Genomic DNA, 26383 nt, shown 5'->3' with positions numbered 1-26383 from the left:
ACAATCGGAGGCTTAAAATAATGTCGCGCAAATCCCTCTATCTCGGTCTTTGGACCGCCTTGCTTGCATCCGTTGCCCTGCCTGCTGTCGCGGAACCGGTCTTCAACCGTATTGCAAGTTTCCCCGTTGCCGACAATCTGCCCAAAGACACAGACAAGTCGACGCCGACATCATCGGAAATAATCACCGCTTCAGAAGACGGCAAGACGCTGATTTATTCCGACAGTCCTTATGGCGCGATCGGCTTCGTGGATATCAGCGACGCGGCCAAACCGCAGCCGGGCGGTTTGCTCAAGGTCGATGGCGAGCCGACGTCCGTCGCCGTTGCTGGTGGCAAGGTATTGGCCGCTGTCAACACGTCGAAGAACAAAGCCAATCCCTCGGGCCGGCTGGATGTCATTGATCTTGCCTCACGCAAGATCGACGCGAGCTGTGATCTTGGCGGTCAGCCGGATTCTGGTCGCTATTTCTCCTGACAAGAGCTTCACCGCGATCGCTATCGAAAATGAGCGGGATGAAGAGGTAAATGACGGTGAAGTACCGCAGCTGCCTTCGGGGAACCTCAAGATCTTGTCGTTGAAGGATGGGGTGCCGGAATGCGCGAGCATGAAGACGGTTGACCTCACGGGTCTCTCCGGGATTGCCCCGGAAGACGCTGAGCCGGAATTCGTCTCGATCAACAAGAACAATCAGATCGCCGTCACGCTGCAGGAAAACAACCACATCGCAATTATCGATGCGGCCAGTGGCAAGATTGTCAACCATTTCCCAGCGGGCACGGTCGATCTCGACAGGATTGATGTGAAGAACGATGGCGCTCTCAAGTTTGACGGCAGTCTGAAGGGCGTTCCTCGTGAGCCGGACACCATCAAATGGCTCGACAATGATCGCTTTGTTGTCGCCAATGAAGGTGACTACAAGGGCGGTTCGCGCAGCTTCACCATTTTCTCCAAGGATGGCAAGGTTCTCTATGAATCCGGACCGTCGCTTGAGTACAAGATGGCCGAAGCCGGACATTACCCGGACAAGCGCAACAAGAAAGGCGTTGAGCTGGAAGGAGCCGAAGTCGGCAGGTTCGGCGATACGAACTATCTCTTCGTTGCCAGCGAGCGTGCTTCCCTTGTCGGTGTATACAAGGATACGGGAGCAGAGCCGGAATTCGTTCAACTGCTGCCTTCAGGCATTGCGCCAGAAGGCGTTCTTGCCATTCCTTCGCGCAACCTCCTGGTGACAGCCAATGAAGTGGATCTCATCAAGGATGGCGGCGTGCGCTCGCATGTCATGATCTATGAGTTGAAGGACCAGAAGCCTAATTATCCGCAGATCGTTTCAGGCCTGAAGGATGACGGGACGCCGCTCGGTTGGGGCGCTCTTTCTGGGCTGGCCGGAGATCCGAAGGAAGCCGGCAAGCTCTATGCTGTGTCTGACTCCATCTATTATTCGGCGCCGGCGATCTACACGATTGACGCCAAACAGACCCCGGCGAAGATCAGCGGTGCGCTGATGGTCAAGCGTGGCGGCCAGCCCGCCCAGAAGCTGGATCTGGAAGGAATCACCACCGACGGGCAGGGCGGGTTCTGGCTGGCCAATGAAGGCGATCAGGCCAAACTCGTGCCGCATGCGATCCTCAATGTGAACGAGAAGGGTGAAATCAAAAAAGAAATCGCGCTTCCCGACGAATTGCTGACCGGGCAGATCCGCTACGGCCTCGAAGGTATCACGCGTGTCGGTGAAGGCGACGACGCGACCCTGTGGATGGCAATCCAGCGCGAGTGGAAGGATGACGAGAAGGGTTTCGTCAAACTCCTGAGCTACAATGTCAAAGACAAGGCATGGGGTGCTGTTTCCTACCCTCTCGACACGACCGCGAATGGCTGGGTCGGCCTGTCGGAAATCACCGCGCATGACGGCCAGCTCTATATCATCGAACGCGATAACCAGATCGGCGAGCGGGCTGTCAACAAGCGGCTCTATCGCGTGGCGCTCGATGGCTTGAAACCCGCCAGGATCGGCGAGAAACTGCCGGTGGTCCAGAAGACGCTCGCGCATGATTTCATCGGCGATCTGAAGTCGGCCAATGGCTACGTTCCCGAGAAACTTGAAGGCTTCACCGTCGATGCGGATGGTTATGGCTACGCAGTGACGGACAATGATGGCGTCGATGATTCATCCGGCGAAACGATCTTCGTCGGCATCGGCAAGGTTCAGGCCACGAATTGAAACCAGCGCTTGAAACGCAAAGGCCGCGCCGGCGCGCGGTCTTTGGCATTTTTAGCTCACATCGAGCACGATCTTGCCAATGTTCTGGCCGTCTTCCATCCGTTCATGCGCGCGCCAAGCCTCATGCAGCGGGTAGACCATGTCGATCACAGGTGCAACACGGCGCTCGACCAGCAGCGGCCAGACCTTCCGCTCCAGTTCGCGGGCGATGCCTGCCTTGAAGTCAACGGACCGGACGCGCAGGGTTGAACCAGTATGGGTAAGGCGCTTGACCATCAGTTTTGAAACATCGGTGGGCGCCTTGGCGCCGTTCAGGAAGGCAATCTGGACAATGCGGCCATCGACGGCCGCTGCATCGTAGTTGCGCTCGATATAGTCGCCGCCGACCATATCAAGAATCAGGTCCACACCCTTGCCGCCAGTCGCGTCTTCTACCGCTTCGACAAAATCCTCGTGGCGGTAATTGACCGCACGGTTCGCGCCAAGCTTGACGCAGGCTTCGCATTTCTCATCCGAACCCGCCGTGGTGATGACGTAGGCTCCGAAAGCGCTGGCAAGCTGGATGGCGGTGGTGCCAATCCCGGAGGAGCCGCCATGGACGAGGAAGGTTTCGCCGTTCTGCAAGCCGCCGCGCTCAAATACATTGTGCCAGACGGTAAAGTAGGTTTCCGGAATCGCCGCAGCCTCAATGAAGCCGTAACCAGCGGGGATTGGCAGCGCATTGGTTTCATGCACATTGCAGTATTGCGCATATCCGCCGCCTGAAACCAATGCTGTGACGCGCTCGCCAATACGGAAGCGCGTAACACCTTCGCCGATGGCAACGACATCACCGGCGATTTCCAGACCGGGAATATCGGAGGCACCGGCCGGTGGCGGATAATGACCTTGCCTCTGCAACACATCTGGCCGATTGACGCCGGCCGCGCGGACCTGGATCAAAAGCTCGCCCGTTTCTGGTTCGGGGACACCACGTTTCCCCGCCTTGAGCACCAGAGGTCCGCCTGGCTGCGTGATCTCGATCGCCGTCATTGTCGTTGGAATTTTATCGGCCATAGGATCCACCTCAATATTGATTCGCCAGAATAATTTGCAATTCCAAGCAGTTGGGCTGTATTCTCGCACTCTAGAGCGACAAGTGGAGGAAATGATGTCACTTTTCGATGAAGAGCCAAGGCGCAAAATCATTCACGATATTGGCCAGGACCTGTCGCTATTGTCAGTTGCGGAGCTTGACGAGCGAATCACGCTCCTGCGTGCCGAAATAACGCGGCTCGAAGAGGAACGCTCCCGCAAGGGTGACAGTAAGGTTGCGGCCGAGGCGTTGTTCCGCTGAGACAACAAAAGTTATGCGGATGTCATCAAGTTTCCGCATTACTGCATGACACGAACTCACCGCCTGCACGATCCTGTGCGGGTCCACTTCCGATTCGCTTGAAGGGTTTGCCGTGTTCCGTTCGTTCATTCAGGTCTTCGCACTCCTCTGCGGCACGTCCTTTCTCGTCATGGCATCGGGTTTGCATGGTTTGCTACTGCCGTTGAGGGGTGGAGCGGAGGGCTTCTCGACGACGTCCCTGGGGCTTCTGGGTACGGCCTGGGCTGGTGGCTTTATCACCTCCTGCCTGCTGGCGCCGCGTCTCGTCCGCCGTGTCGGTCACGTGCGCGCATTCAGCGCTTTTGCGTCAATCGCAGCGATCGTCGCGCTGATGACCGGTATACTGGTCGAGATCGACTGCCTGGATCGTGCTGCGCGCCTTGACCGGCTTCGCCATGGCCGGATCCTACATGGTGATCGAAAGCTGGCTCAACGAGCGCGCGACGAACGCCAATCGCGGCCAGATATTCGGGCTCTACATGGTTGTGAATTTCGCATCGATAACTGTCGGGCAAATGATGATCGGCTTCGGTGACGTGCATACGGGGACGTTCTTCATGATGTCCGGTATCCTTTTCTGTCTGGCGCTTATCCCGACAGCAATTTCCACTGCGAGCAGTCCAAAACCCCTGACCGAAGTGCAGCTTGACCTCAGGGCGCTCTATCGCAATTCCCCCGTCGCTTTCCTCGGCTGTATCCTGATTGGCGTTGCCAATGGTGCTTTCGGTACACTTGGTGCGGTCTATGGCGCGGCAACCGGCATATCGACGACGGAAATTGCCCTGATGATGAGCGCCTCCGTCATGGGCGGTGCGCTGATGCAGATTCCGGTCGGCCGGATGTCGGACCGCACGGATCGACGCTATGTGCTTGCCATGGTTGGTGGCGCCGCCGCTGTGATAGGCCTGTTGATTTTCCTGATTGCGCCGCGCCATGCCTATGTCATTCTGGCCATGACCGCGGTCTATGGCGGCCTTGCCTACACGCTCTATCCCGTGGCGGTCGCCCATGCGAACGATTTTTCCGACTCGGAAAACTTTGTCAAAGTCACAAGCGGGCTTCTGCTGCTTTATGGCTTTGGCACGATGATCGGCCCGATCCTTGGAGCCTGGGCCATGGAGCGCATTACGCCGGAAGGGCTTTTTGCAGTAACGGCCCTGGCCCACGCCTCGATCATGACCCACGCGATCATCCGCTCGCGCATGCGGGCACCGGTGCCCATTGAGCTGAGGGATAACTTTCAGACGGTCGGTGCCGAGCGCGTAACACCCGAGGGTGTCAGGCTGGATCCGCGGGCCGAAAACTTGCCCGAGTGAGCGGTTGGATTAGGCCCGATACGAAATTCGTTGACATTCCTGCCGGTTTAAAATGACTATCCTTCATGGTCGAAACGGATGCCTTTGCAGCAATTTCTGATCCGAACCGCCGCTATCTCCTGGAGGAGCTTCGACGCGGGCCAAAAACCGTGAACGAACTGGCGACAGGCCTGCCAATTTCCCGCCCCGCAGTTTCCCAGCACCTCAAGGCACTTCTCGATGCGCAGCTGGTAACGGTCAAATCCGAAGGCACACGCCGGATCTATGCAGTCGACGCCAACGGTTTTTTCCACCTGAACCTGTGGCTGGACCAGTTCTGGAATGAATAGAGCAAATTTTGCTCTGGCCGCTCTGTAGGCGACGAAAAAACCCGGCCCGTCATCAGCGTGAGGGCCGGGCTTTTTTGTAACTGCCAGCACGATGCTTTCAAGCTATCGAGTGGAATTTCGCGGTATGGTCCTTATCGTGATTAATGATGGGTGACGACTGATTTGAGCTTTTCGATTTGCTCCTTGAGCATAAGCTTGCGACGTTTCATATCGCTGATCTTCAGGTCGTCGGAGGCGGGACTTAACAGCGCGTCGGAAATTTCCTTTTCGAGCGCCCCATGCTTACGTTCAAGCGTTTCAAGATGAGACTCAATGGCCATCCGGCTTCTCCCTTGGTTGGTTTTCCCTACTCACGCTCTGCCTGCCAGGTGGCAAGTTTATGACAGAGCCGTGACACTCTGCCACCACTTTAAGCAATTGTCGAATTTGTTTCGTAGGATTTTCTTGTTTCTTAAAATATGATATGGCGACGTGCTGGTAAGGGGTTGCGTTGCCCTGGACCAAACACTGGATTCTGAACTATTGCCGCATGCGCCTCTTTCGCGCAGGGTAAGCAGTAGCACTTTAAATTTGCGTATAGTCCTTTCCAAAAACCGGCTGCGGTTTTAGAATTATGCGCGGCAAAAATTACCGGGAATCACTGCATGTCCGACCAGGATCAGGCTGACATTAGATTGGCAGTCGCAAGATTGAAACAAGAGCATCTGGATTTTGATGCCGCCATACAAGCAATGATCCAGGTGGGCTGCGACCAGCTTCGTATCCAGCGAATGAAAAAGAAAAAGCTGCTGATCAAAGACAAGCTCATTGAGCTTGAAGACAAGATCATTCCCGATATCATCGCCTGATTTCTCAAGAGGTTTCTCACCTGGCTCGCAGCTTGCGGAGCTCCGGGTTTTCCTTTAATGCCCCCATCTCGATAGAGGATGCTCAATGGCAGACAAACGCGCTGACGTCGCAATCATCATGGGAAGCCAGTCCGATTGGACGACCATGCGCCATGCTGCCGAAACGCTGGATGCCCTCGGCATCTCCCACGACGATCGTATCGTTTCCGCGCACAGAACTCCCGACAGGCTGGTGGATTTCGCCAAGGGCGCGCGCAAAGCGGGATTTAAGGTCATCATCGCCGGCGCCGGTGGCGCAGCGCATCTGCCTGGTATGGCCGCAGCGATGACGCCTTTGCCAGTCTTCGGTGTGCCTGTGGAATCAAAAGCGCTTTCGGGGCAGGATTCGCTTCTGTCGATCGTGCAGATGCCAGCCGGCATTCCTGTGGGCACTCTGGCGATTGGCCGGGCAGGAGCCGTCAATGCCGCCTTGTTGTCGGCAGCGGTTCTGGCGCTCAATGATGATGCCCTGGCGAAGCGGCTCGATGATTTCCGGCAGGCGCAGAGCGATAAGGTCGCGATGAGACCTTCTGACGAGGCGTGAAGATGATTTCCCCAGGGTCAACAATTGGAATTATCGGCGGGGGCCAGCTCGGCCGTATGCTCGCCATGGCGGCGGCGCGGCTTGGATACAGGACAGTCATTCTGGAGCCGCAGGAAGATTGCCCCGCGGCGCAAGTTGCGAGCGAGCACATTGTGGCGGCCTATGACGATCCGAATGCACTTGAGCAACTTGCCGAGCTTAGCGATGTCGTCACCTATGAATTCGAGAATGTTCCGGTGGATTCGGTAGAGATGCTCAATGAAAGCAAGGCGGTTTTTCCTCCGCCCGAGGCTTTAAAGGTCTCGCAGGATCGGGTAGCCGAGAAGCGCTTCCTCAATAAGGCAGGCATCCAGACTGCACAGTGGCGCATCGTCGAGAATGAAGGGGATCTCAAGGCGGCGCTCCTTGCCTTTGATGGCAAAGGCATCCTGAAGACGCGGCGTTTCGGCTATGACGGCAAGGGTCAGATCAAGTTTACGGGCGCAAAGGGGGAAAGCGCGAAATCCGGTTTCGCCGCAATTGGCAGCGTACCTTCTATCCTCGAAGCACTGGTTGATTTTACCCGCGAAATTTCAGTGATCGCCGCGCGTGATGAGGACGGCAATATCAAGGTCTACGACATTGCGGAGAACGTCCACAAGGACGGTATTCTCGCCACATCTTCCGTGCCCGTCTCTGTTTCCTCGACAATTGCCGGCTTGGCCGCCGATTCGGCGCGCAAGCTGCTGGACGGGCTGAATTATGTCGGCGTTGTCGGCATGGAGTTCTTCGTGCTTGCCAACGGGACATTGCTTGCCAATGAATTTGCGCCGCGCGTGCACAATTCGGGCCACTGGACTGAAGCGGCCTGTGCCGTATCGCAATTCGAACAGCACATAAGGGCGATTGCCGGCCTGCCGCTCGGCGATACGAGGCGTCATTCCGATTGCGTCATGGAAAATCTGATCGGCGATGACATCGGCAGGGTGCCAATGCTTCTACAGGAAACCGGGGCTGTCGTGCATCTTTATGGTAAGGCTGAAGCGCGCTCCGGCCGCAAGATGGGACATGTGACGCGGATCACGAAAAGACTGTAACGACGAATAAATGCGTGATTCTGCTCTGAATCACGCGATGAATCGTAAGCCGGGTGTTGACAATGCGGGTAATCCTTGGCTATTTCCCCGCAACGTGTTTCCGGCGCGCTTTACAGGCGCGCTTTTTATTGGTGCCCGGTTTCGGGCGTAAAGATACCGGTGCTGAAATGAAGATCAAGAATTCCCTCAAGGCCCTGAAGGCCCGTCATCGTGACAACCAGCTGGTCCGTCGCAAGGGCCGGATTTACATCATCAACAAGACCGCCCCACGCTTTAAAGCGCGCCAGGGCTGATCGTATCCGTCTCACGGTTATTTGCATTTGACGTTTCGCTGATACGGACTACCATCCGTGTCATGCGGAGCGTTTTTGTATTTTCGATTGGAACTTTACTGGCGGGTTTGCCTGTGCCCGCAATGGCGCAGGCGCAGACGCCCATCGAGCAGCAGGCAGCCTTGCCCAATCAAACGCTCGCGCAAAAGCGCTCGGCGCGGCTTGATGATCTGTTTGCATCTCTCAAGCGCGAGAGCAATGAGGTGAAGGCTGCGCGCATCGCCTCGCTCATCCAGATGCAATGGCAGAATTCCGGTAGCGCGACCGTCGACCTGATGATGGGCTGGGCTGCCAAGGCCATGGAAGACAAGAAGTATCCCGTTGCCCTCGACTTTCTCGACCAGGTGGTCGTGATGAAGCCGGACTATGCGGAAGGGTGGAACCGGCGGGCGACCTTGCATTTCATGATGAATGATTACGGCCGGTCCATGGCCGACATCCAGAAGACCCTCGCGCTGGAGCCACGGCATTTCGGGGCGATGGCGGGTATGGCAGCGATCCTGAAGGATACCGGACGCAAGGAAGCCGCCTTGCAGGCTTTCGAGCGGGTTCTGACAGTCTATCCGATGATGCGCGAGGCGCAGAAGCAGGCGGGTGAATTGGCCGATGAACTCACCGGCCAGCGCACGTAATCACAACCATTTTTCCCGCATTGGTGGATGAACCTGGGCCAGATTCGGCGATTGCCGGGTGAGAACCAGCAGTCCTTGAGCAAGAATTGGGTCATTGCGTTCCATTACTGTGCCGGAACGAAATGACCCTGTTCGACACAGCCTAAATTCCAGTCAGCCCATCCGAGCCGATATAGGCAATACGCAACATATTGGTCGAGCCGGGCGTACGCAGCGGTACGCCAGCCGAGATGATGATGCGGTCACCCGGATTGCCGAATTCTTCCTGATAGGCGATGTGGCACGCACGATCGACCATATCATCAAGATCGCTGGCATCCTCGGTTACAACGCAATGCAATCCCCAGACGAGCGAAAGCTTGCGTGCCGTCTCGACCACCGGCGAAAGCGCGATGATCGGCAGTAACGGCCGCTCGCGCGCCGCGCGCAGTCCGGTTGTGCCCGAGGCGGTATAGGTGACGATCGCCGAGAGGTTGAGCGTTTCGGCGATCTGGCGTGCTGCGAGCGAAATCGCATCGGCGCCGGTCGCATTGGGCTCGGGGCGCTGGGCATGGATGATGCCGGGATAGTTCGGATCGCGCTCGACCTCCTCGGCAATGCGGGCCATGGTCGACACCGCTTCGACTGGATAATCGCCGGCGGCGGATTCGGCCGAGAGCATGACGGCATCAGCGCCTTCAAATACCGCGGTGGCCACGTCCGAAACCTCGGCACGCGTCGGGACTGCGGCGGTGATCATCGACTCCAGCATCTGTGTGGCGACGACGACCGGCTTGCCGGCCCGGCGGCAGGCGCGGATGATCTGCTTCTGGATGCCGGGAACCGATTCTAGCGGCATTTCGACACCAAGATCGCCGCGGGCGACCATAAGAGCGTCGGAGAGTTCGATGATTTCGTCGAGGCGGGTGACCGCCTGCGGCTTTTCGATTTTCGAAAGCAGGGCAACGCGGCCGCGGGCGATCTTGCGCACTTCGGCAAGGTCCTCGGGCCGCTGGATAAAGGACAGGGCCACCCAGTCGATTTCCTCATGCAGAACCGCATCGAGGTCGCGCCGGTCCTTTTCGGTCAGGGCGCTAACGCCAAGCGTCGTATCGGGCAGGCTGACCCCCTTCTTGTCGGAAATCCGGGTACCGGAAACGACGCGGCAGCGGATGGACTTGCCGTCGGAAGCTTCGGCGACCAGAGCCAGCTTGCCGTCATCGATCAAAAGGCGATGGCCGGGCTCGACGGCTTCGAGAATTTCCGGATGCGGCAGGAACACGCGGGTATTGTCGCCCGGCGTATCATTGTCGTCGAGCGTGAAGGTCTGACCGGCGACGAGATCAACCTTGCCGTCCTTGAACTTGCCGACACGCAGCTTCGGTCCCTGAAGATCGGCAAGAATGCCGATCGGCCGTCCCACTTCCTTCTCGACATTACGCAGGCGGCGCACGAGTTCGCGCATCAGTTCGTGGCTGGCGTGGCTCATATTGATGCGGAACACATCGGCGCCGGCTTCGAACAGCTTACGGATCATGGCTTCGTCGGAGGAAGCGGGACCCAGGGTGGCTAGAATTTTGACCTTACGGCGGCGTCTCATTGAGGAGGGGTATCCGTTACAATTGGAGATGAGGGAGGATTTTCTTCCGTAAGCTGGACCATCCAGCTCGTCTGTTCGCCGGTATCATACTCCTGAAAGCCGGCACGTTGAAATCCGCGTGCAAAACAGTCGTTGATGCCGGTAATCTTGAACTGGTTTTCGGCGACACACATGTTCACCTTGCCGTCCCAGCGGCCGCCGCTTTGCGCGTCTTCCGCATAGAGGTAATAATAGCGCGATGTCAGCGGCCCGACGACCAGCGTCGTGCAGGACGAAGCATTGACATGCCACCAGCCTTCGGTGATCCAGCCGGTCTTCGCCCGGTAGCCAAGCGCCACGCCCACGAGATTTTGTGTTGTATTGCACACGCGAAAATCGGCATGGGCCTTTTCGGGGGCTATAAAACTGCCCGCTGCAAATATGAATAAAAAAGCCGCTAGAGTATTGCCGGTTATCTTCGGAAGACGGAAATACGCTCGCGTTTTGCCCTGACGCAATTCCGAACGGAAAGCCGGTTCCCACTTTTCCTGGAATTGCTCTGGAACGCTGCCTAATCGTGTCCGGCGATGCTGTTCAGCGCGGAATATAACGTGACCCCATATCGCTCTGATGCCCCTGCGCAATATTGCCTCCGTCCATCTTTGACCTTCTTTTTCGGCAGTTTCACTTGCATTGTCAACGCGCTAATCGTTTGAATGCGAAGTTCTGGCAACAGTGCGACAAAAGAATGTTCGTTGCGTTGACACCGCAGCCGGGAAACACGAAAAACAAGCTCGATTCATCTTGAAAGTGCTTCATCGAATGCCGTTCTCTCCCTTTCATCTCGTCGATGGCGACAAGGCGCGGAGCCTCGTGCTGCTTGCTGACCACGCAAGCCGCGATCTGCCGGAGGAATACGGCTCGCTCGGGCTGGCTTCGTCCGAATTCGAGCGGCACATCGCCTATGATATCGGGGTTGAACGCTTAACTCGCAAACTGGCCGCGATGCTTGACGTTCCCGCCGTGCTTGGCGGGTTTTCGCGCTTGCTGATCGATCCCAACCGGGGCGAGGACGATCCGACGCTGATCATGCGGCTTTCCGACGGGGCTATCATTCCGGGCAATAATCCGATGCCGATCGAGGAGCGCGAAAAGCGCCTCAACGAATATTATCGCCCTTATCACCGGGCGGTTGCGCAAACGATCGCAGCGGTGATCGCGGCAAGCGGCAAGGCGCCGCTGATCATCTCGATCCATTCCTTCACCGCTTTCTGGAAGACCACGCCGCGCCCCTGGCACGCGGGCATATTGTGGGACAAGGATCCGCGGGCGGTGTTGCCATTGCTCGATGGCTTGCGTGCCGACCCGCAGCTGATCGTCGGGGACAATGAACCCTATGACGGAGCGCTGCGCAACGACACCATGTTCCAGCATTGTATCGTTCCGGGGCTTGCCCATGCGCTGATCGAGGTACGGCAGGATCTGATTGCCGAAGAGACGGGCATCGCCCATTGGGCGGATCGCCTCGCGCCGATCCTTGAAGCGATGAATGCCAACCCCGATATGCATGAAGCCAGACAATTCGGCTCCCGGACCGGGCCGATCGAGGAGTTCAGACCATGAACAATATAACCGATGAACAGCGCACCGCGCTCGAAGCTGCCGCTTTTCGAAGGCTGGTGGAACATTTGCGCGAACGTAGCGACGTGCAGAACATCGACCTGATGAATCTGGCCGGCTTTTGCCGCAATTGCCTGTCCAACTGGTATCGCGAGGCGGCCAAGGGAAGCGGCATCGCGCTTTCCAAGGAGGAATCGCGAGAGATCGTCTATGGCGAGCCCTATGCGGACTGGCAGGCCAAGCATCAGCGCGAGGCGAGCGACGCCCAGAAGGCAGCTTTTGAAGCGAACAAGCCCTCGCCCAACAAGCTCTCGCATTAAGTTCATCCCATCACGATTGATGTTACAGAGTCTGTTTGTCTTGACTCTTGAGGCACTGGTCGGGCATCGGAACCGTCCGGGCGACATGACATGAGTCGCACAACGAGTTTCGAGAGAGCGGAGTTAAGAGCATGGATGATTTGGCGGCGCAGGGTGGTGTCGAGGGTGTAGCGGCTGCGGAACTGCGGCAGTTCATCGAGCGCATCGAGCGCCTCGAGGAAGAAAAGACCACGCTCCAGGACGACATCAAGGAAGTGATGGCCGAGGCCAAGGGGCGCGGCTACGACACCAAGATCATCCGCACTATTGTCCGCCTGCGCAAGAAGGACGCCAATGAGCGTAAGGAAGAGGAAGCGATCCTCGAACTTTACATGAACGCTCTGGGCATGGAGTAAGCCGGCTAGAGCTGATCATTGTAGGGCCGCTTGGTTTCACCGACCATTCTTGCAAGGTGGGAGAACGACCACGGTGTGTCGGCCCCTGAACTGTTTGCCAGCTGAAGCAGCCGAGATCGGGAAGCAGACTGCGTCACGATTGGCTGGCGAAAGCTGTTCAACAGCCCGCTCGTCGCCGACGGCGACGGCTTCGGCCTTGCGCAGCGCGGTATCGATCTCGGTGTCGGTGAGCAATCCTTTCGCGACGAGTGACCGGTTGATTGCTGCAATGGCGAGGCAAAGGCCCTCGAGCTGAAGATTGGCTGTGTTCATGGTCGTTACCCCAATTTGGCGTGGCTGATACCATATCAACGCAGAGCAGCCGCAAATGATCCGAAAGCAGACGGCAAAGACCTTACCATGGTCCGGGTCGCGTGTCTGATCCCGCAAACTTCCGGTAGAATTGACCTGATGCGGTTCCGTGTCATTCTATTTCGATGATAAGTGGTGTGCTTCTCGATCTTGCGGGCGTCCTCTATGATGGCGAAGAGCCTGTACCGGGCGCAGCAGAGGCTGTTGTCCGGCTGCGCGAGTCGGGCCTTCCCATCCGTTTTGTCAGCAACACGACACGCACCGCCAAGCGAGCCATTCTCGACCAGCTCGGCAGACTTGGCTTTCCCGCTTCGGACGGCGAGTTGTTCACCCCGGCGCAAGCGGCGCGCACATGGCTTCAGCAACACAATTTATCGCCACAACTGCTGGTTCACCCTGATCTGCTGCCGGATTTCGACGATCTGGCCGCCAGCGGAGGAAAGGCGGTCGTTGTCGGCGATGCCGGTGAAACCTTCAACTATCTGGCGCTGAACCAGGCGTTTCGTGCGTTGATCGACGGCGCAAAACTGGTGGCGCTGGCGCCGAACCGGGCTTTCAAGGACACGGACGGAAAACTCAGCCTCGATGCGGGGCCATTCGTTGCGGCGCTGGAATTCGCCAGCCAAACACGCGCGATTGTGCTTGGAAAGCCATCCCCCGCATTCTTCCTGTCGGCGCTTGCCAGCATGAACTGTCCCAAAGCAGCGGCAGTGATGGTGGGCGACGACGCGGAAACAGATGTCACCGGTGCCCTGCAGGCCGGACTTGCTCACGCCTTGCTCGTGCGGACGGGCAAGTACCGCCGCGGTGACGAGCACCGTTTCACACCGCCGCCAACAGCAACAGTTGATGACATATCCACGGCGGTTGACTGGATCCTCGCCGCGCGCAGTTGAAGCCTGGCGACAGCGCCCTAACAGGGCCTGACGCTAGACAGTCTGCCGCCGGAGGAAGGGCATTGCAGCAACATTGCTCTCGCTTACCGCCGCTGCGGCGCTTTCGACCATGGCGGCATCGTCCTGATCGATACCCGTGGCGACCACCGATACCCTGAATACGCCTTCGAGAGCGTCGTCGAAGGTGGCCCCGAGAATGATATTGGCCTCGTCGTCGACTTCTTCACGAATACGCGAGGCGGCGACGTCAACCTCGAACAAGGTCATATCGCGTCCGCCGGAAATCGAAACCAGCACGCCTTTCGCGCCTTTCATGGAGGCGACGTCCAGCAAGGGATTGGCAATAGCGGCTTCCGCAGCAGCTTTTGCACGGTCTTCTCCAGAGCTTTCGCCCGTCCCCATCATGGCCCGCCCCATGTCCCTCATGACGGCCCTGACATCGGCGAAATCGAGGTTGATCAGGCCTTCGCGCACCATCAGATCGGTGATGCATGCGGCGCCGGAGTAAAGCACTCTGTCGGCCGTGGCAAAGGCATCGGCAAAGGTCGTTGCCGCGTTGGCAACGCGGAAGAGATTCTGGTTGGGGATGACGATAACGGTATCAGCGCTGGCCCGAAGTTCCTTCAGACCTTCGTCCGCCATTCTCATACGGCGCGTTCCTTCGAAGGTGAAGGGCTTGGTCACAACCGCAACGGTGAGTATTCCGGCGGCGCGCGCGGCACGTGCGATGACCGGAGCTGCACCCGTTCCGGTCCCGCCGCCCATGCCCGCCGTGACGAAGCACATGTGGGTACCGGACAGGTGATCCATGATCTCGTCGATGCATTCCTCAGCCGCGGCCCGCCCGATTTCTGGAGCTGACCCGGCCCCGAGACCTTGGGTCACGTGGGTGCCGAGCTGGATCAGACGGCTGGCTTTCGACATTGTCAGTGCCTGGGCATCGGTATTGGCGACGATGAAATCCGTCCCCTCCAGCTTTTCCCGGATCATGTTGTTGACCGCGTTGCCGCCGCCACCGCCCACACCGAAAACGGTGATGTTGGGTTTCATCTCGGATATTTCCGGTTTTCTGAGGTTGATCGACATTTTCGGTTCCTTAGCTGATCTGCCCCGCCGCACAATTCAATTGCGGTTTTTCGAATTCCGGTCGGGCGGCGAGATCAAAACATCGCGTTCCGGAATAGGGTGCAAAGAATCAGACACCGCCTGTATGTGCAACCCGTGCGGATGGAAAATCACCAAGAGAGGACGAATAGAGCGGATTTATTTGGAACTGGGCACCGGCATTCCTCAAATTTGCACTACCTGCTGCAGGGCACGCGCGTCTTACCTGGCGGTTGCGGGCGCCACACGCCAGACGACGTTGCCGACATCATCTGCGACCAGCAGCGCGCCGGCCTTGTCGACTGCGACGCCCACGGGACGCCCCCATGCCTTGTCGTCAGGGCTGATAAAGCCGGTGAGTATATCTTTGGGTGCACCCTGTGGCTTTCCATTCCGGAAGGGAATGAAAACAACCTTGTAGCCGCTGCGCGGATTGCGATTCCACGACCCGTGCTGGCCAACGAAAGCTCCACCGCGATACTCCTGACCGAGCAGCGAGGCCGTGTAGAATGTCAGCCCCAGCGAGGCCGTATGCGAGCCGAGAGCATAATCGGGCTTGATGGCCCGCCGGACGAGGTCCGGTCGCGGCGGCTTGGCCCGCGCATCGACATGCTGACCGTAATAACTGTAGGGCCAGCCATAGAAACCGCCATCCTTTACGGAGGTCATGTAATCGGGCACGAGATTGTCACCGATTTCATCGCGTTCATTGACGGCGACCCAAAGTCTGCCGTCGTCCGGATTCCACGAAAGTCCGTTGGGATTTCTCAATCCTGCGGCAAATACCCTCATTTTGCGGCTCGCAAGATCGATCTCCAGAACCGCCGCTCGATTTTCTTCCGCCTTGATGCCGTTTTCTCCGACATTGCTGTTCGAACCGGCGGTGGCATAGAGCTTGCGGCCATCCCTGCTCGCGATGACGTCCTTGGTCCAGTGGTGATTGATCGGCCCGGCCGGCAGGTCGACTATTTTTTTCGGGCGATGCGGTTATCCTGGTATCACCACTCGAATACGGAAAAGCGAGGATGGCATCGGTATTGGCTACGTAGAGCTTGCCGTTCGACAGGGTCATTCCGAAGGGTGAATTCAAACCTTCGAGGAACGTGCTGCGAAACTCCGCAACACCGTCACGGTCGGCGTCGCGCAGCAAGGTGATGCGGTTTGCACTTTCAACGCCCGCGCCTGCACGTTTCATGATGCGCCCCATGATCCATTTTCGCAGGCTGAAACCATCGTCATGCTTGGCTGGGGCATTGGTCTCGGCAACGAGTACGTCGCCATTGGGCAGAACATGCAACCAGCGCGGGTGATCAAAGCCCGCTGCGAAAGCGTTGACACGGAGCCCCCTTGCCGGCTTGGGCGTGACATTTTCAGGCCATGGATTTGCTTCCGCGATCTTGACCGTCGGTATCAATGCAGTCTGGGGAGGCGGCAACACCGGATCCGGTCCATAGCCGCGATCCGCAAGGCCGGCTTCGTCCTGGGCGTCGCCGGTTAGGCACCCCGAGGTGAAGGCTGCGACCGTGACAATTGCAATAGCGTAAGATGCCGATTTCATGTGTCACACCGCGATCGCTGGATGAGTTCGGGGAAGCCTATCACATTAACGCACGACGACAGTTTGGGTTCATCAGGGTTCCCCTGAAACTGCATTGATGAAAACACAGGCTCAAGCACAAGAGGAGAGGCAGACCCGGAACCGATCGGCGGTTCATGCTTTTAAGCAGCATCAGCAAAGCACCCGCACTGATGGAAAGGGAAGGCGATGGCGCAAACTGCAAAGTCCCGCGGCCAGGCGGGCAAGGACACGGCGGCGCGCCAGCGTGCCATCCAGGCGAAAGTCGACAAGGATGCCGGGAACGACAGCAAGCCCAATGACGAGGCACCGCAGACCGGGGCCCGCATCTACCCGGTTCCGCCCTTTCCAAAGCAGCACCTGAAAAAGCCCGGCATCGAAGCCAGGCTCGATCCCGCGCCGATGTTCGACGCACCGTTCTACCTCGGTTCAAAAAAACTGGACGGCAAGGTGGCCCTGATCAGCGGCGGCGATTCCGGCATAGGGCGGGCAGTAGCCGTCTTGTTTGCCCGGGAAGGCGCGGACGTCGCGATCATCCACCTCGACGAAAAGCAGGACGCAGGGAAGACGAAGGCACTTGTCGAGAAAGAGGGCAGGCAGTGTCTGGTCATTGCGGGAGATGTTCGCAAGAAAATTTTCTGCCGGGATGCGGTGGCCAAAACGGCCGAGGCATTCGGGAAGCTCGATGTTCTGGTCAACAATTCTGCATTTCAGCTTCATGTGAAGAATATCGAGGATATCAGCGAGGAACATTTCGACGAGACCATCAGGACGAACCTTCACGGCTATTTCTTTCTTGCGCAGGCAGCAGCGCAGTGGATGAAACCCGGTTCGGCAATCATCAACACAGGGTCTGTCACTGGCCTGATGGGAAGCAAGCACCTCCTGGACTATTCCATGACAAAGGGTGGCATTCATGCCTTCACCCGGGCACTGGCCGCGAACCTGCTTCCGCGCGGTATCCGGGTAAACGCCGTGGCGCCAGGTCCAGTCTGGACGCCGCTCAATCCTGCCGACAAGGCGGCCAAGGACGTTTCAAAATTCGGCGCGGATACCCCGATGAAGCGCCCGGCCCAGCCTGAGGAGATCGCGCCCGCCTATGTATTTCTGGCTTCGCCCCATTGCTCCAGCTACATCACAGGCGAAATTCTGCCGATAGTCGGCGGTTATTGAGGCCGGCTCACGCAGACCAGACTCCTTCGCGATATGGTGGCGAGCTGGTCGCATCGCCACCCGTTAACAGCGGGTGACCGGCCTCTGTCAGGAACTTTCCCCGCTTTCATCAGTTGAATAGCTGTCTCCCCGAAAGGTTCGTGCCTGTATGGAAAATTTTCTCGACCTTACCTTCCCGCAAACCACACTGCCAATTTCGTCGATACTGGCGCGGCTACTCCTCGCGGCAGTACTGGGCTCTCTTCTCGGCATGGAGCGCGAATGGAGACGCAGGCCAGCCGGATTGAAGACACACATAATGGTCTGCATGGCATCGGCCACATTCGCGATCGTCGCTCTTGAAACCGTTGCAGTGCCGGAGTTTCAGCGGGAGAGCGTGCGGATGGATCCGTTGCGGCTGATTGAGGCGGCGACAAGCGGTGTGGCCTTCCTGGTTGCCGGATTTATCATCGTCTCGCGCGGCGAAGTCCGGGGCATCACCACCGGCGCAGCCCTATGGCTTGCCTCATCGGTTGGACTTGCCAGCGGCCTCGGGTTCTGGTGGATCGCCATACCGGCTTCCCTGATGGCGGTATTTCTGCTGATTGTGGTTCGACGTCTTGAGATCGGGATGGGTGCGGAGCGCAGAGGAAGCGGCAAGTTATCGGACGATGAGGCGGGTAACCATTGATTTCATCGTGACGGCCATTTGCCGCCACTTCGCGCAGATTGTCTCGGCATCCGAGAAACAGAACCGGTTCCATTTGAATCTTCCCGGCTCTATATCCCAAGCCTGTCTTTGATTTACGGTGAGTATGGAATCCTTCGCTAATCCAGATGAGTTTGTCGGCAATCTCCTGTCGCTGCAGGCGGACAGCCTTGCCCTCATCGCGCTCTATGACCAGGACGATGTGCTGCCTTATGCAAACCGGAGCTTACGGGCTGCTTACAATATCCCTCCAGACGAACAGCTGTCCGAGGGTGTCCGGATTCTTGAACGGGTGTTCACGCGGATTCGTTCCGCACGGCCATTAAAGGCATGGCCGGAATTTTCCTATACATGTTCTGCGGGCGTTACTGCACTACGGTCCGGCGATACGGCGCCGGAGTTTTTTCGCGTGCTGACCGCGGGCTGTATCTGGCAAAACTCGAGGGAAGAAAACCGCATCAACGTGGTCTAGAACAAAACCTGCTCCAGGGCTGGTGATCATCTTTCGCCGGGAGAGCCGAAGATGGCCGCAGTCGCCCATGCGCGCTCGAGCCGGTCGAGCGTTTCGAAGGCGACTTCCATCTTGCGGATGTTTTCGGGATCTCCAGCAACCAGGCGATGGTACTTGGCGGCAACTTCCGTCAGGTCGGCGCAGAGCTCCCGCGCCTTTTCAGTAAGACGAGATCCGCACGGTTCTCCTGTCACGCGCCAGGGGGATGCGTTCGATATATCCACACTCGCCAAGCTGCTTGAGATAATAGGAAAGATTGGTACCGCCATAGGGTCCGCGATCCATGAGCTGACCAACCGAAAGCTCGTCATCGCCAATCGTCAGGAGAAGCATGGCATGGGCAGGACCAATCTCCTGAACTCCCTGCCGCGTCATCTCGGCCTGCAAAAATGTCGCAAAGCGCCGGTTCGCGCGTTCCAGCGTTCGCGCGAGTTCGAAGTGGGTAATAATGGTTGTGTGAGCGGGGCTCCGCACAGTCTCGGCAGCCTCCTGCTTGCTCACGTTCTGTTCCACCGCGCCGGCTTCAACAATGTGTTGCAGCAAATCTGATATCATCGAGCACTCCTGGGATAGGGCTAAATATGCTGCCGCAAGACATTTCGCACGTGCGAATGAAAATTACGCACTGCACAATACACCAAATCGCGGCGAACTAGAAGACATATTTAATACTAAAGGATTAGTTGAAGTCTGGCCACAGCTCTGCGGCAGCTCGCGGTGGAGGGGAAAAAAATCAGTGGCAAACTGGTTGGAAGTTCTGCGGGAGAAGAACGAGCTGGCGACGGTGCTAGGAAAGAAAATTCCTAAAATGCTGGCCCATGCCACGTTGACACCGGAGCAAGCTGCCGAAATCTATAAATTTCTTGAGAAACATGCGAGGGACATGGAAGAAATTGTCGAAAAGATGGAGCTCGACGATTTACCGGAGTCCTATTATCAGGTTGCCGAAGATCTCGACAATATCTTCACCAACCTGGCTGCAGAAGCTGCCGAGAGGCTAACGCAAATAATGCGTAGCGCGTAGCGCGGACGCCGCAAAACTCAGGACCTTGCACCAAAGTTTGATCAATGCTGGACTAGGTCCAGGAGGTTGATCATCGATGAAAGAGAACTCTCAACGTTCGGACCGTTTGGTTGGCGGTTGCGCTTGTGGTCATGTGCGGTATCGCCTGGAGAGCGCACCAATCGTCGTTCACGGTTGCCATTGCCGCTATTGCCAGCGCATGAGCGGCTCGGCGTTCGCCGTCAACGCAATGATCGAAGCGGACAGGCTTACACTTATCAGCGACGGCAAGCCCGACGCGGTGCATACGCCATCGACTCTCCCGGCAGGCCAGATCATTTACCGTTGCCCGCACTGTTTTGTGGCGCTGTGGAGCCACCATTCCCTGCTCGGGGAGACAATTCCAATCGTCTTTGCCGGCACACTCGACGACGCGAGTCAGCTGGTGCCCGACGTTCACTGTTTCACAGCGACAAAGCACGCTTGGGTTGCGTTGCCGGAGGGTATTCCCGCCTTTGAAGGGGATTACGATTCGGAACTGGTCTGGAGTGCGGAGGCGAAAAGCCGTGTCGAACTGGCATTTCGGGGCGAGCCATGATGGAGAAAGACGACGTGAGAACAACCACACTCCCCTCTGGAGAAAGGGTTCCCGTGCTTGGCCAGGGAACCTGGTTCATGGGCGAGGACCAGCATCAGTTCAAGCAAGAGGCCGATGCGCTGCGGTTTGGCCTCGACCTGGGCTTGTCCCTGATCGATACCGCGGAAATGTATGGCAATGGCGGCGCCGAGGAAGTAGTTGCCGAGGCTATTGACGGCCGCCGCGGCGAGGTCTTTCTGGTAAGCAAGGTTTTGCCATCAAACGCGTCCCGCAAGGGCACTCTGCTTGCTTGCGAGCGCAGCCTCATGCGATTGAAATGCGAGACGATCGACCTCTATCTCCTGCACTGGCGGGGTGGATATCCACTTGCGGAAACCGTTGCCGCGTTTGAGGAGCTCATCAAGGCAGGCAAAATCCGCTACTGGGGCGTCAGCAATTTCGATACGGACGATCTGGAAGAGCTGGAGAATACTGCTGGCGGCAACGCCGTTGCGACCAACCAGGTTCTCTACAATCTCACCCGGCGCGGTGCCGAATATGACCTGTTGCCATGGTGTCAGTCACGCGACGTGCCGGTCATGGCCTACTCGCCCATCGAGCAGGGGCGAATGTTGGGTCACCCGGCGCTTGCACGCGTGGCGAAGGAGTGCGGGACCACGCCGGCAGTCGTGGCGCTTGCCTTCGTCATCGGCCATGATGGTGTAATTGCGATCCCGAAATCGAGCACTCTCCAACACATTCGGGACAATCGCAGCGCACTCGATCTGCAGCTGACGTCCGAGCAGCTTGCGATACTGGATGAAGCCTTTCCGCCACCACGCCGCAAGCGGCCACTGGAAATGCTCTAGGGCCAGGGTCGGATTAACAGGCTCTGACCCTGGATCTCACCCGGGAAAACGACCAATGGTGAAGTGTCAGTTCGCCGCCGCGACATGCTGCGCGTAGGTGAACCTCGCTCTACTGTATCGTCGGGCGAGGTATGACGAAACCGGCCTGGAGTCCCGGCTGTTCCTGGCATAGCCGGTCAGCTTGCCAGCAGGCGTCGCGCTGGCCGGCGGTGCGACAGGTTTGGACCGAGGGCCTGACGGGCGTTCTCGAAGGCATTCCAGTCGTCGATATCCGGTAAAGAGGGTATCGTTACCAGTTCACCCTGATCGAGGCCCGCTAGCGCGGCATCCACCATGTCTGCCGCCGGCATCACAATGGCTTCGGGCAGATTGCTCACGGGCAGGCCGGCAATATCCCAAAATTCGGTACTTGTCGCGCCGGGCAGGACGACCTGAACGCGCACGCCCTTATCGGCAAGTTCATGGTGAAGCGATTGGCTGAAGGCAAGCACGAAGGCCTTGGTGCCGCCATAGACGCCGTTCAACAATTCCGGGGATATGGCGACGATCGAAGAGATGTTGATGATTGTCCCAGCACCGCGCTCCACAAATTCAGGCGCAGCCGCCGCGGCAAGGCGGGTCAATGCCACGACGTTAAGGGTGATCATCGCATCCATTTTGCCCGGGTCGGACTGCAGGAGCGGAACGGTGGCGCCAACACCCGCATTGTTGACGAGCAAGGTGATGCTGGCATCGGTGCGCAAGATGTCCTCGACGCGCGCGATTCCTTCATTGTCGCCGAGGTCCGCGGCCACAACCTCCACCGTCCGTCCGGTTTCGGTGGTAAGGCGCGACGCGATTCTATCAAGCCGGTAGCGGTTGCGGGCGACAAGGATGAGGTCATAACCACGCCTGGCAAGGCGATCGGCATATATGGCGCCGATGCCGGACGAGGCGCCAGTGATGAGGGCTGTGCCCTTGTTGAAAGTGTCGGACATTTTGCTGCTCCGTTGATCGTTATTGATGGGGAGCACTGTACAGCCGCATGGAAATGGCATAAATGTCATATATACCACTTTTTAAGACATAAAAGGAGGTCAATTCGATGAAGCAAATCGGAATCATCCTGTTTCCTGGCTTTCAAATCCTCGACCTTGCGGCGGCGACGGTTTTCGAGTTCGCGAATATAACTGCGGATGAGCCGGAATATGATATCAGCCTGCTGTCGGAAACGGGCGATCCGGTTGCTTCATCGGCAGGTTTTGCTGTCAGTACAGTGCCGTTCAGCGATGCGCCCTTTGATACCGTGCTGATTGTCGGCAACAATTACGTGGAGCCGGTGTCCCCCGGCATTGTTGCTTTCCTGAGGCGTGTGGCTCCGAGGTCGCGGCGAGATCGGCTCGATCTGTACCGGCGCTTTCATCCTGGCTGAGGCGGGGTTACTCGATGGGCGCCGGGCGACGACACATTGGTATCATGCAAGGGATTTCCAGCGCACCTATCCGAAGGTGAAGATGGAGGAAGACCGCATCTTCATCATCGATGGGCCGGTGTGGACCTCCGCGGGGATGACATCGTGTATCGATATGGCTCTGGCGCTGGTCGAGAAGGATCTGGGGATCGAGATCGCAAAGTCGGTCGCCAAGAAGCTTGTGGTCTATCATCGGCGTGCGGGCGGGCAATCGCAATATTCGGCATTGCTCGAACTGAACCCGAAGTCGGATCGCATCCAGACGACGCTCGCCTATGCCAGAGAGAACCTGCACAAGGAATTATCGGTCGAACAGCTGGCGGAGATTGCCCATCTCAGTCCGCGCCAGTTCAGCCGGGCGTTCCACGCGGAAACCGGACAGTCACCGGCAAAGGCAATCGAGAACCTGCGCGTCGAGGCGGCGCGCCTGATGATCGAGTCCGGGCGGATCCTGATCGATACCATCGCCCGCGATGCTGGCTTCGGGGACCGGGAGCGCATGCGCCGCGCCTTCCTGCGGGCTTTCGGGCAGCCGCCGCGTTTCATGCAAAGGCTCGCACAGGCGGAAGCGCAAACGTAGTTTCAGCTCATCCCTAGTGCGGCCAGCGTCGATTCCAGCAGAACTTGTGCGCCCAACACGGAATGTTCGGGTTTGACATATTCGGCCTCATTGTGGCTGAGGCCGTCGCGGCAGGGCACGAAAATCATCGCGGCTTCCGTGACACGCGCAAGGAAGAGCGCGTCGTGGAAAGCACCGGACAGCATCGGCTTTGAGGAAACGCCGAGACGGGTGACAGCATGCTCCACGGCCGCAAGCAGGGTGGGAGAGAATTGCGCCGGCGGCATATCGAATGTGCGCCGGACCGTTGCCTCGCAACCGAGCACCGACGCTTTCTCCTGGCAGACGGTCCGGACAAGCTCCTCCAGCCGGGCAAGCTCCGGGGCGTTCGGATGGCGCAGGTCGACGCTGAAGGAGACTTTGCCCGGAATGGCATTGATCGAGGCGGGCTCGACCGAAATGCGGCCGATGGTGAGACGTGCCTGTTCGTCATTGGGCATGATCGAAGCGTAGAGCGTCTGCATCGCCTCGGTGGCCGCGACAAGCGGATCGCGGCGGAATGACAGCTGCGTGGTCCCGGCATGTGCCGTTTGCCCGGTAATAACAACTTCGAGCCAGCGGGTGCCCTGAATGCCATGGACAACGCCGATCGGGATATTCTCGCGCTCCAGCGAGGGGCCCTGTTCGATATGCAGTTCGAGATAACCTGAAACCGGGATGCCCAGCGGCCGCATCGCAGCCTGCGGCAGCGCAATGAGCGTGGCAGTCAGTTCGTCCTGCAGCAGTTTGCCGTCCGGGGAGCGCGCATGGTGCCACTCGGCCGGAATTGCTCTGTTGGCAAAGGCCATGGATCCCATGGCGCCAGGGGAAAAGCGGCTGCCTTCCTCGTTGGTCCATGCAACCACTTCCAGGGCGACAGGCGTCTGGATATCGGCATCGTCCAGCGATTCCAGCACCTCAAAGGCCGAAAGTGTACCGAGCGCGCCATCGTAGCGTCCGCCCATGGGCTGGCTGTCGAGATGACTGCCGATCAGGAAGGGCGGCCGGCCGGCCGATTGGCCCTCGCGGCGAATGAACAGATTGGCCATGGAGTCCTGAAACACCGCAAAGCCGCGATCCGCCGCCAACTGCGCAAGCTTCGCCCGGGCGAGGCGGTCTTCCGGCGAAAGAGCTTGCCGGTTGACGCCTCCAGCCGGCGCCGCACCGATGCCGGCAAAATTTTCCAGCCTGCCGAGGAGACGGTCGCCATTGACCTTTACCGATGCATTCATCGCTTCAGGCCGGCGATGAAGGCGCTCACCCGTGCCGGTTCTACCTGGTTCCACCAGACACCATCATATTTGAGCGAGCTCGCGACAATGACGCCGTCGACAATGCCAAGAATGTCGTTGGCGTTGTCGGGGGTGACCCCGCTCCCCACGAGCGTCGGCAGGCCCGATGCCTCCTTGATCATCCTTATATAGCCGAGGTCGGCGGCGTGGCCCGTACGCTGGCCGGTGGCGATCACCGCATCCGCGTCGAAGAAGACGAGATCCTTCACCTGTTCCTCGACCGGACGGTCCGCCACAATGGCGTGTGCTCCGTGCTTGACATGCGCGTCGGCGAAAATGCGAATGCCATGCGCCCGAAGTTGCGCGCGGTAGCGCATGGCGCGCGCCGCTTCACCCTCGATGAAACCTTCATTGGCCACGTAGGCGTTGGCCCATTGGTTGACCTCGTACGAAGCCGGCTCCGGCCGCACTGGCGATTGCCAGCGCTGGTATCGCCGCATTGGCAAGCACGTTGATGCCGATGGGGCGGCCAAGCTCGCGGCGGATCCGGTCGGAGACCACGGCCATGTGCGACGCGGTTTCATGACCAATATCGTCCGGCTTGGCAAACGGCACATCGCCATGATTCTCGACGATCACGCCATCGCAGCCGCCATGAAGATAGGCGCGCGCATCGTCGAGGCCGCGCTGGTAGATATCCTCGACTGGTTCGCCATTGTAGCGCGGCGCGCCGGGGAGCGGGGCAAGGTGGACGACGCCGATAACCACCTTGGTCCGCCCGAATATGGAAAGGATCGCATCACCGGCGCTTTGGCCAACGGGCTTCGAGATGTCGCTCATAATGGTTCCATTTCAATATCTTGAATGAGGGCCGCTATTTCGGCCCGGGTGGGGCAGGATTGCAGTGTTCCGGGACGCGCTACGGAAATGGCCGATGCGCCGATGGCAATGCGCAGGGCAGCGACCGGGCTGAGGTCTCTGGCCAGGCACCCGGCAAACACCCCGCAAAACACGTCGCCCGCCCCGCTGGTGTCGATGGCCGGAACCTTCGGGGCCGGGATCGTCAAGGAGCGTCCAGTGTCGCGCTTCAGCAGAAGGGCTCCCTGGCTGCCAAGTGTCACTATTGCAAAGCCTGCGCCACGATCGAGCAAGGCACGTGCCGCGAGATCGGGTTCGGCAAATCCGGTGATCAACGCAGCCTCGCCGCGATTGACGATGACGTAGTCGACCTCACCGAATTCGGGCACCTGTCCGGCAGAAAGCGGGCTGGGATTAAAGATTGTCCGCGCGCCCATTTTCTTTGCAGCAGCCAGACAATCGTTGGTGATGGCCAAGCGCAAATTCCCCTGCATGACGAAGAGATCGCCGGCATCGATGGATGCCCGCACTTCAGTCATCGTCAGAGGATCAAAGGCTGTTGCGCATGATACGCCGCTGACGATGAAATTCTCCCCGGACGCATCGAGCACGATGGTCGAACGGTCACTGGGCAGGTCAAGCCGGGCGAGATGGCTCGTATCGACTTCATCATGCAACATCGCCCGGATGCGGGCACTGTCGACATCATTGCCGATGGCGGCCCAGAGCATAACCTCAGCACCCGCGCGTGTGGCCGCCAATGCCTGGTTCGCACCTTTGCCGCCAAGCCCGTCGGAATAGGCGGACGCATTGAGCGTCTCGCCCGCGACGGGAAATCGATCGAGGCGGAAAGTGGTATCAATGCAGACATTGCCGGCCACGTGCACCCGCAT

General features: G+C 58.4%; 26 protein-coding genes and 7 pseudogenes. 20 read left to right on the top strand and 13 right to left on the bottom strand.

What is annotated here, in order from left to right; all coding sequences use genetic code 11:
* The first annotated feature begins 20 nt into the window (after positions 1–20).
* A pseudogene (locus N8E89_RS05195) lies at positions 21–2220 on the top strand (esterase-like activity of phytase family protein).
* A 51-nt stretch (positions 2221–2271) separates the two neighbouring features.
* Here the strand turns inward: N8E89_RS05195 and N8E89_RS05190 are convergent.
* Positions 2272–3276, bottom strand: coding sequence for an NAD(P)H-quinone oxidoreductase (locus N8E89_RS05190; protein ID WP_262261322.1), 1005 nt, complete (start codon positions 3274–3276; stop codon positions 2272–2274).
* A 94-nt stretch (positions 3277–3370) separates the two neighbouring features.
* On the opposite strand from N8E89_RS05190, the gene N8E89_RS05185 reads away from it, so the two are divergent.
* The 3 genes and pseudogenes from N8E89_RS05185 (at position 3371) to N8E89_RS05175 (ending at position 5240) form a co-directional block, all read left to right on the top strand.
* Positions 3371–3556: a DUF1192 domain-containing protein gene (locus tag N8E89_RS05185; RefSeq protein WP_113172343.1), complete on the top strand. Its 186-nt coding sequence runs from the start codon at positions 3371–3373 to the stop codon at positions 3554–3556.
* A gap of 169 nt (positions 3557–3725) precedes the next feature.
* A pseudogene (locus N8E89_RS05180) lies at positions 3726–4911 on the top strand (MFS transporter).
* Between the two features lie 65 nt (positions 4912–4976).
* Entirely contained in the window at positions 4977–5240 is a 264-nt protein-coding gene (locus N8E89_RS05175) for an ArsR/SmtB family transcription factor (protein ID WP_106661935.1), read from the top strand.
* Positions 5241–5380: 140 nt separating this feature from the next.
* On the opposite strand, the gene N8E89_RS05170 is transcribed toward N8E89_RS05175, so the two are convergent.
* Positions 5381–5560 (bottom strand): YdcH family protein, encoded by a 180-nt coding sequence (locus N8E89_RS05170; protein ID WP_099997692.1) that lies wholly within the window; start codon positions 5558–5560, stop codon positions 5381–5383.
* 324 nt (positions 5561–5884) lie between these two features.
* Here N8E89_RS05170 and N8E89_RS05165 point away from each other — a divergent pair, with 324 nt between their 5' ends.
* From N8E89_RS05165 to N8E89_RS05145, 5 genes are all read left to right on the top strand, one after another.
* On the top strand, positions 5885–6088 hold the full coding sequence (locus N8E89_RS05165; RefSeq protein WP_106661934.1) for a YdcH family protein: 204 nt from the start codon (positions 5885–5887) through the stop codon (positions 6086–6088).
* 85 nt (positions 6089–6173) lie between these two features.
* The gene (purE, locus tag N8E89_RS05160) at positions 6174–6671 is read left to right on the top strand and encodes a 5-(carboxyamino)imidazole ribonucleotide mutase (RefSeq protein ID WP_106661933.1); all 498 of its coding nucleotides are present in this window, start codon (positions 6174–6176) and stop codon (positions 6669–6671) included.
* A gap of 2 nt (positions 6672–6673) precedes the next feature.
* A complete protein-coding gene (locus N8E89_RS05155) occupies positions 6674–7747 on the top strand; it encodes a 5-(carboxyamino)imidazole ribonucleotide synthase (protein WP_106661932.1) in 1074 nt (357 codons plus the stop codon).
* 167 nt (positions 7748–7914) lie between these two features.
* On the top strand, positions 7915–8040 hold the full coding sequence (ykgO, locus tag N8E89_RS05150) for a type B 50S ribosomal protein L36 (protein WP_027231189.1): 126 nt from the start codon (positions 7915–7917) through the stop codon (positions 8038–8040).
* 62 nt (positions 8041–8102) lie between these two features.
* Positions 8103–8711 (top strand): tetratricopeptide repeat protein, encoded by a 609-nt coding sequence (locus tag N8E89_RS05145; protein WP_262261318.1) that lies wholly within the window; start codon positions 8103–8105, stop codon positions 8709–8711.
* Between the two features lie 142 nt (positions 8712–8853).
* On the opposite strand, the gene pyk is transcribed toward N8E89_RS05145, so the two are convergent.
* The gene (pyk, locus tag N8E89_RS05140; RefSeq protein ID WP_106661930.1) at positions 8854–10290 is read right to left on the bottom strand and encodes a pyruvate kinase; all 1437 of its coding nucleotides are present in this window, start codon (positions 10288–10290) and stop codon (positions 8854–8856) included.
* Positions 10287–10712: a DUF1036 domain-containing protein gene (locus N8E89_RS05135; protein ID WP_106662574.1), complete on the bottom strand. Its 426-nt coding sequence runs from the start codon at positions 10710–10712 to the stop codon at positions 10287–10289. The genes pyk and N8E89_RS05135 overlap by 4 nt, the downstream gene beginning before the upstream one ends.
* A gap of 379 nt (positions 10713–11091) precedes the next feature.
* Between N8E89_RS05135 and N8E89_RS05130 the strand changes: the two genes are divergently transcribed.
* From N8E89_RS05130 to N8E89_RS05120, 3 genes are all read left to right on the top strand, one after another.
* Complete coding sequence (locus N8E89_RS05130) at positions 11092–11892, top strand: N-formylglutamate amidohydrolase (protein ID WP_106661929.1); 801 nt, start codon at positions 11092–11094, stop codon at positions 11890–11892.
* Positions 11889–12209, top strand: coding sequence for a DUF1244 domain-containing protein (locus N8E89_RS05125; RefSeq protein ID WP_262261315.1), 321 nt, complete (start codon positions 11889–11891; stop codon positions 12207–12209). The genes N8E89_RS05130 and N8E89_RS05125 overlap by 4 nt, the downstream gene beginning before the upstream one ends.
* A gap of 131 nt (positions 12210–12340) precedes the next feature.
* Positions 12341–12604, top strand: coding sequence for a DUF2312 domain-containing protein (locus N8E89_RS05120; protein WP_027231195.1), 264 nt, complete (start codon positions 12341–12343; stop codon positions 12602–12604).
* A 5-nt stretch (positions 12605–12609) separates the two neighbouring features.
* On the opposite strand, the pseudogene N8E89_RS05115 reads toward N8E89_RS05120, so the two are convergent.
* Positions 12610–12916: pseudogene (locus N8E89_RS05115) on the bottom strand (hypothetical protein).
* A 164-nt stretch (positions 12917–13080) separates the two neighbouring features.
* Here N8E89_RS05115 and N8E89_RS05110 point away from each other — a divergent pair.
* Positions 13081–13851: a TIGR01458 family HAD-type hydrolase gene (locus N8E89_RS05110; protein WP_106661926.1), complete on the top strand. Its 771-nt coding sequence runs from the start codon at positions 13081–13083 to the stop codon at positions 13849–13851.
* Between the two features lie 48 nt (positions 13852–13899).
* Here N8E89_RS05110 and ftsZ read toward each other — a convergent pair.
* Together ftsZ and N8E89_RS05100 are read right to left on the bottom strand one after the other, a co-directional pair.
* A pseudogene (ftsZ, locus tag N8E89_RS05105) lies at positions 13900–14937 on the bottom strand (cell division protein FtsZ); the annotation flags it as partial.
* A gap of 240 nt (positions 14938–15177) precedes the next feature.
* Positions 15178–16513: pseudogene (locus N8E89_RS05100) on the bottom strand (PQQ-dependent sugar dehydrogenase).
* Between the two features lie 207 nt (positions 16514–16720).
* Here N8E89_RS05100 and N8E89_RS05095 point away from each other — a divergent pair.
* The 3 genes from N8E89_RS05095 (at position 16721) to N8E89_RS05085 (ending at position 18864) form a co-directional block, all read left to right on the top strand.
* The gene (locus tag N8E89_RS05095) at positions 16721–17704 is read left to right on the top strand and encodes an SDR family oxidoreductase (RefSeq protein ID WP_262261314.1); all 984 of its coding nucleotides are present in this window, start codon (positions 16721–16723) and stop codon (positions 17702–17704) included.
* A 148-nt stretch (positions 17705–17852) separates the two neighbouring features.
* Complete coding sequence (locus tag N8E89_RS05090; RefSeq protein ID WP_113172350.1) at positions 17853–18374, top strand: MgtC/SapB family protein; 522 nt, start codon at positions 17853–17855, stop codon at positions 18372–18374.
* Between the two features lie 124 nt (positions 18375–18498).
* Positions 18499–18864 (top strand): hypothetical protein, encoded by a 366-nt coding sequence (locus tag N8E89_RS05085; RefSeq protein ID WP_262261313.1) that lies wholly within the window; start codon positions 18499–18501, stop codon positions 18862–18864.
* A gap of 26 nt (positions 18865–18890) precedes the next feature.
* On the opposite strand, the gene N8E89_RS05080 is transcribed toward N8E89_RS05085, so the two are convergent.
* Together N8E89_RS05080 and N8E89_RS05075 are read right to left on the bottom strand one after the other, a co-directional pair.
* Positions 18891–19097, bottom strand: coding sequence for a hypothetical protein (locus tag N8E89_RS05080; protein ID WP_262261312.1), 207 nt, complete (start codon positions 19095–19097; stop codon positions 18891–18893).
* A complete protein-coding gene (locus N8E89_RS05075) occupies positions 19063–19458 on the bottom strand; it encodes a MarR family transcriptional regulator (protein WP_262261310.1) in 396 nt (131 codons plus the stop codon). The genes N8E89_RS05080 and N8E89_RS05075 overlap by 35 nt, the downstream gene beginning before the upstream one ends.
* Positions 19459–19639: 181 nt before the next feature.
* Between N8E89_RS05075 and N8E89_RS05070 the strand changes: the two genes are divergently transcribed.
* The 3 genes from N8E89_RS05070 (at position 19640) to N8E89_RS05060 (ending at position 21352) form a co-directional block, all read left to right on the top strand.
* Entirely contained in the window at positions 19640–19927 is a 288-nt protein-coding gene (locus N8E89_RS05070) for a hypothetical protein (RefSeq protein WP_106661919.1), read from the top strand.
* Positions 19928–20003: 76 nt separating this feature from the next.
* Positions 20004–20504, top strand: coding sequence for a GFA family protein (locus N8E89_RS05065; protein ID WP_106661918.1), 501 nt, complete (start codon positions 20004–20006; stop codon positions 20502–20504).
* Positions 20504–21352 carry an aldo/keto reductase gene (locus N8E89_RS05060; RefSeq protein WP_262261837.1) on the top strand — a complete coding sequence of 283 codons (849 nt, stop codon included), beginning with the start codon at positions 20504–20506 and terminating at the stop codon, positions 21350–21352. Before N8E89_RS05065 ends, N8E89_RS05060 begins: the two co-directional genes overlap by 1 nt.
* 176 nt (positions 21353–21528) lie before the next feature.
* Here the strand turns inward: N8E89_RS05060 and N8E89_RS05055 are convergent, their stop codons facing one another.
* Entirely contained in the window at positions 21529–22329 is an 801-nt protein-coding gene (locus N8E89_RS05055) for an SDR family NAD(P)-dependent oxidoreductase (RefSeq protein WP_262261308.1), read from the bottom strand.
* A gap of 107 nt (positions 22330–22436) precedes the next feature.
* Between N8E89_RS05055 and N8E89_RS05050 the strand changes: the two are divergent.
* Positions 22437–23382, top strand: a pseudogene (locus N8E89_RS05050) (GlxA family transcriptional regulator).
* 2 nt (positions 23383–23384) lie between these two features.
* Here N8E89_RS05050 and N8E89_RS05045 read toward each other — a convergent pair.
* The 3 genes and pseudogenes from N8E89_RS05045 to N8E89_RS05035 all read right to left on the bottom strand — a co-directional run bounded on the left by N8E89_RS05045 (position 23385) and on the right by N8E89_RS05035 (position 26383).
* Positions 23385–24632 carry a Zn-dependent hydrolase gene (locus tag N8E89_RS05045; RefSeq protein ID WP_262261836.1) on the bottom strand — a complete coding sequence of 416 codons (1248 nt, stop codon included), beginning with the start codon at positions 24630–24632 and terminating at the stop codon, positions 23385–23387.
* Positions 24629–25472, bottom strand: a pseudogene (locus N8E89_RS05040) (BtpA/SgcQ family protein). Before N8E89_RS05040 ends, N8E89_RS05045 begins: the two are co-directional and overlap by 4 nt.
* Positions 25469–26383 (bottom strand): ribokinase, encoded by a 915-nt coding sequence (locus N8E89_RS05035; protein ID WP_262261307.1) that lies wholly within the window; start codon positions 26381–26383, stop codon positions 25469–25471. Before N8E89_RS05035 ends, N8E89_RS05040 begins: the two are co-directional and overlap by 4 nt.

It is taken from the genome of Phyllobacterium sp. A18/5-2 (assembly GCF_025452215.1).
Lineage (GTDB): Bacteria > Pseudomonadota > Alphaproteobacteria > Rhizobiales > Rhizobiaceae > Phyllobacterium > Phyllobacterium sophorae.
Note: the sequence above shows the minus strand (reverse complement) of the source record. Positions and strands in the feature narration are given on the sequence as shown.

Coding starts and splice junctions, on each gene's coding strand:
- N8E89_RS05190 (WP_262261322.1), bottom strand. CDS start 3,276: ATGGCCGATAAAATTCCAACGACAATGACGGCGATCGAGATCACGCAG.
- N8E89_RS05185 (WP_113172343.1), top strand. CDS start 3,371: ATGTCACTTTTCGATGAAGAGCCAAGGCGCAAAATCATTCACGATATT.
- N8E89_RS05175 (WP_106661935.1), top strand. CDS start 4,977: ATGGTCGAAACGGATGCCTTTGCAGCAATTTCTGATCCGAACCGCCGC.
- N8E89_RS05170 (WP_099997692.1), bottom strand. CDS start 5,560: ATGGCCATTGAGTCTCATCTTGAAACGCTTGAACGTAAGCATGGGGCG.
- N8E89_RS05165 (WP_106661934.1), top strand. CDS start 5,885: ATGTCCGACCAGGATCAGGCTGACATTAGATTGGCAGTCGCAAGATTG.
- purE (WP_106661933.1), top strand. CDS start 6,174: ATGGCAGACAAACGCGCTGACGTCGCAATCATCATGGGAAGCCAGTCC.
- N8E89_RS05155 (WP_106661932.1), top strand. CDS start 6,674: ATGATTTCCCCAGGGTCAACAATTGGAATTATCGGCGGGGGCCAGCTC.
- ykgO (WP_027231189.1), top strand. CDS start 7,915: ATGAAGATCAAGAATTCCCTCAAGGCCCTGAAGGCCCGTCATCGTGAC.
- N8E89_RS05145 (WP_262261318.1), top strand. CDS start 8,103: ATGCGGAGCGTTTTTGTATTTTCGATTGGAACTTTACTGGCGGGTTTG.
- pyk (WP_106661930.1), bottom strand. CDS start 10,290: ATGAGACGCCGCCGTAAGGTCAAAATTCTAGCCACCCTGGGTCCCGCT.
- N8E89_RS05130 (WP_106661929.1), top strand. CDS start 11,092: ATGCCGTTCTCTCCCTTTCATCTCGTCGATGGCGACAAGGCGCGGAGC.
- N8E89_RS05125 (WP_262261315.1), top strand. CDS start 11,889: ATGAACAATATAACCGATGAACAGCGCACCGCGCTCGAAGCTGCCGCT.
- N8E89_RS05120 (WP_027231195.1), top strand. CDS start 12,341: ATGGATGATTTGGCGGCGCAGGGTGGTGTCGAGGGTGTAGCGGCTGCG.
- N8E89_RS05110 (WP_106661926.1), top strand. CDS start 13,081: ATGATAAGTGGTGTGCTTCTCGATCTTGCGGGCGTCCTCTATGATGGC.
- N8E89_RS05095 (WP_262261314.1), top strand. CDS start 16,721: ATGGCGCAAACTGCAAAGTCCCGCGGCCAGGCGGGCAAGGACACGGCG.
- N8E89_RS05090 (WP_113172350.1), top strand. CDS start 17,853: ATGGAAAATTTTCTCGACCTTACCTTCCCGCAAACCACACTGCCAATT.
- N8E89_RS05085 (WP_262261313.1), top strand. CDS start 18,499: ATGGAATCCTTCGCTAATCCAGATGAGTTTGTCGGCAATCTCCTGTCG.
- N8E89_RS05075 (WP_262261310.1), bottom strand. CDS start 19,458: ATGATATCAGATTTGCTGCAACACATTGTTGAAGCCGGCGCGGTGGAA.
- N8E89_RS05065 (WP_106661918.1), top strand. CDS start 20,004: ATGAAAGAGAACTCTCAACGTTCGGACCGTTTGGTTGGCGGTTGCGCT.
- N8E89_RS05060 (WP_262261837.1), top strand. CDS start 20,504: ATGGAGAAAGACGACGTGAGAACAACCACACTCCCCTCTGGAGAAAGG.
- N8E89_RS05055 (WP_262261308.1), bottom strand. CDS start 22,329: ATGTCCGACACTTTCAACAAGGGCACAGCCCTCATCACTGGCGCCTCG.
- N8E89_RS05045 (WP_262261836.1), bottom strand. CDS start 24,632: ATGAATGCATCGGTAAAGGTCAATGGCGACCGTCTCCTCGGCAGGCTG.
- N8E89_RS05035 (WP_262261307.1), bottom strand. CDS start 26,383: ATGCGGGTGCACGTGGCCGGCAATGTCTGCATTGATACCACTTTCCGC.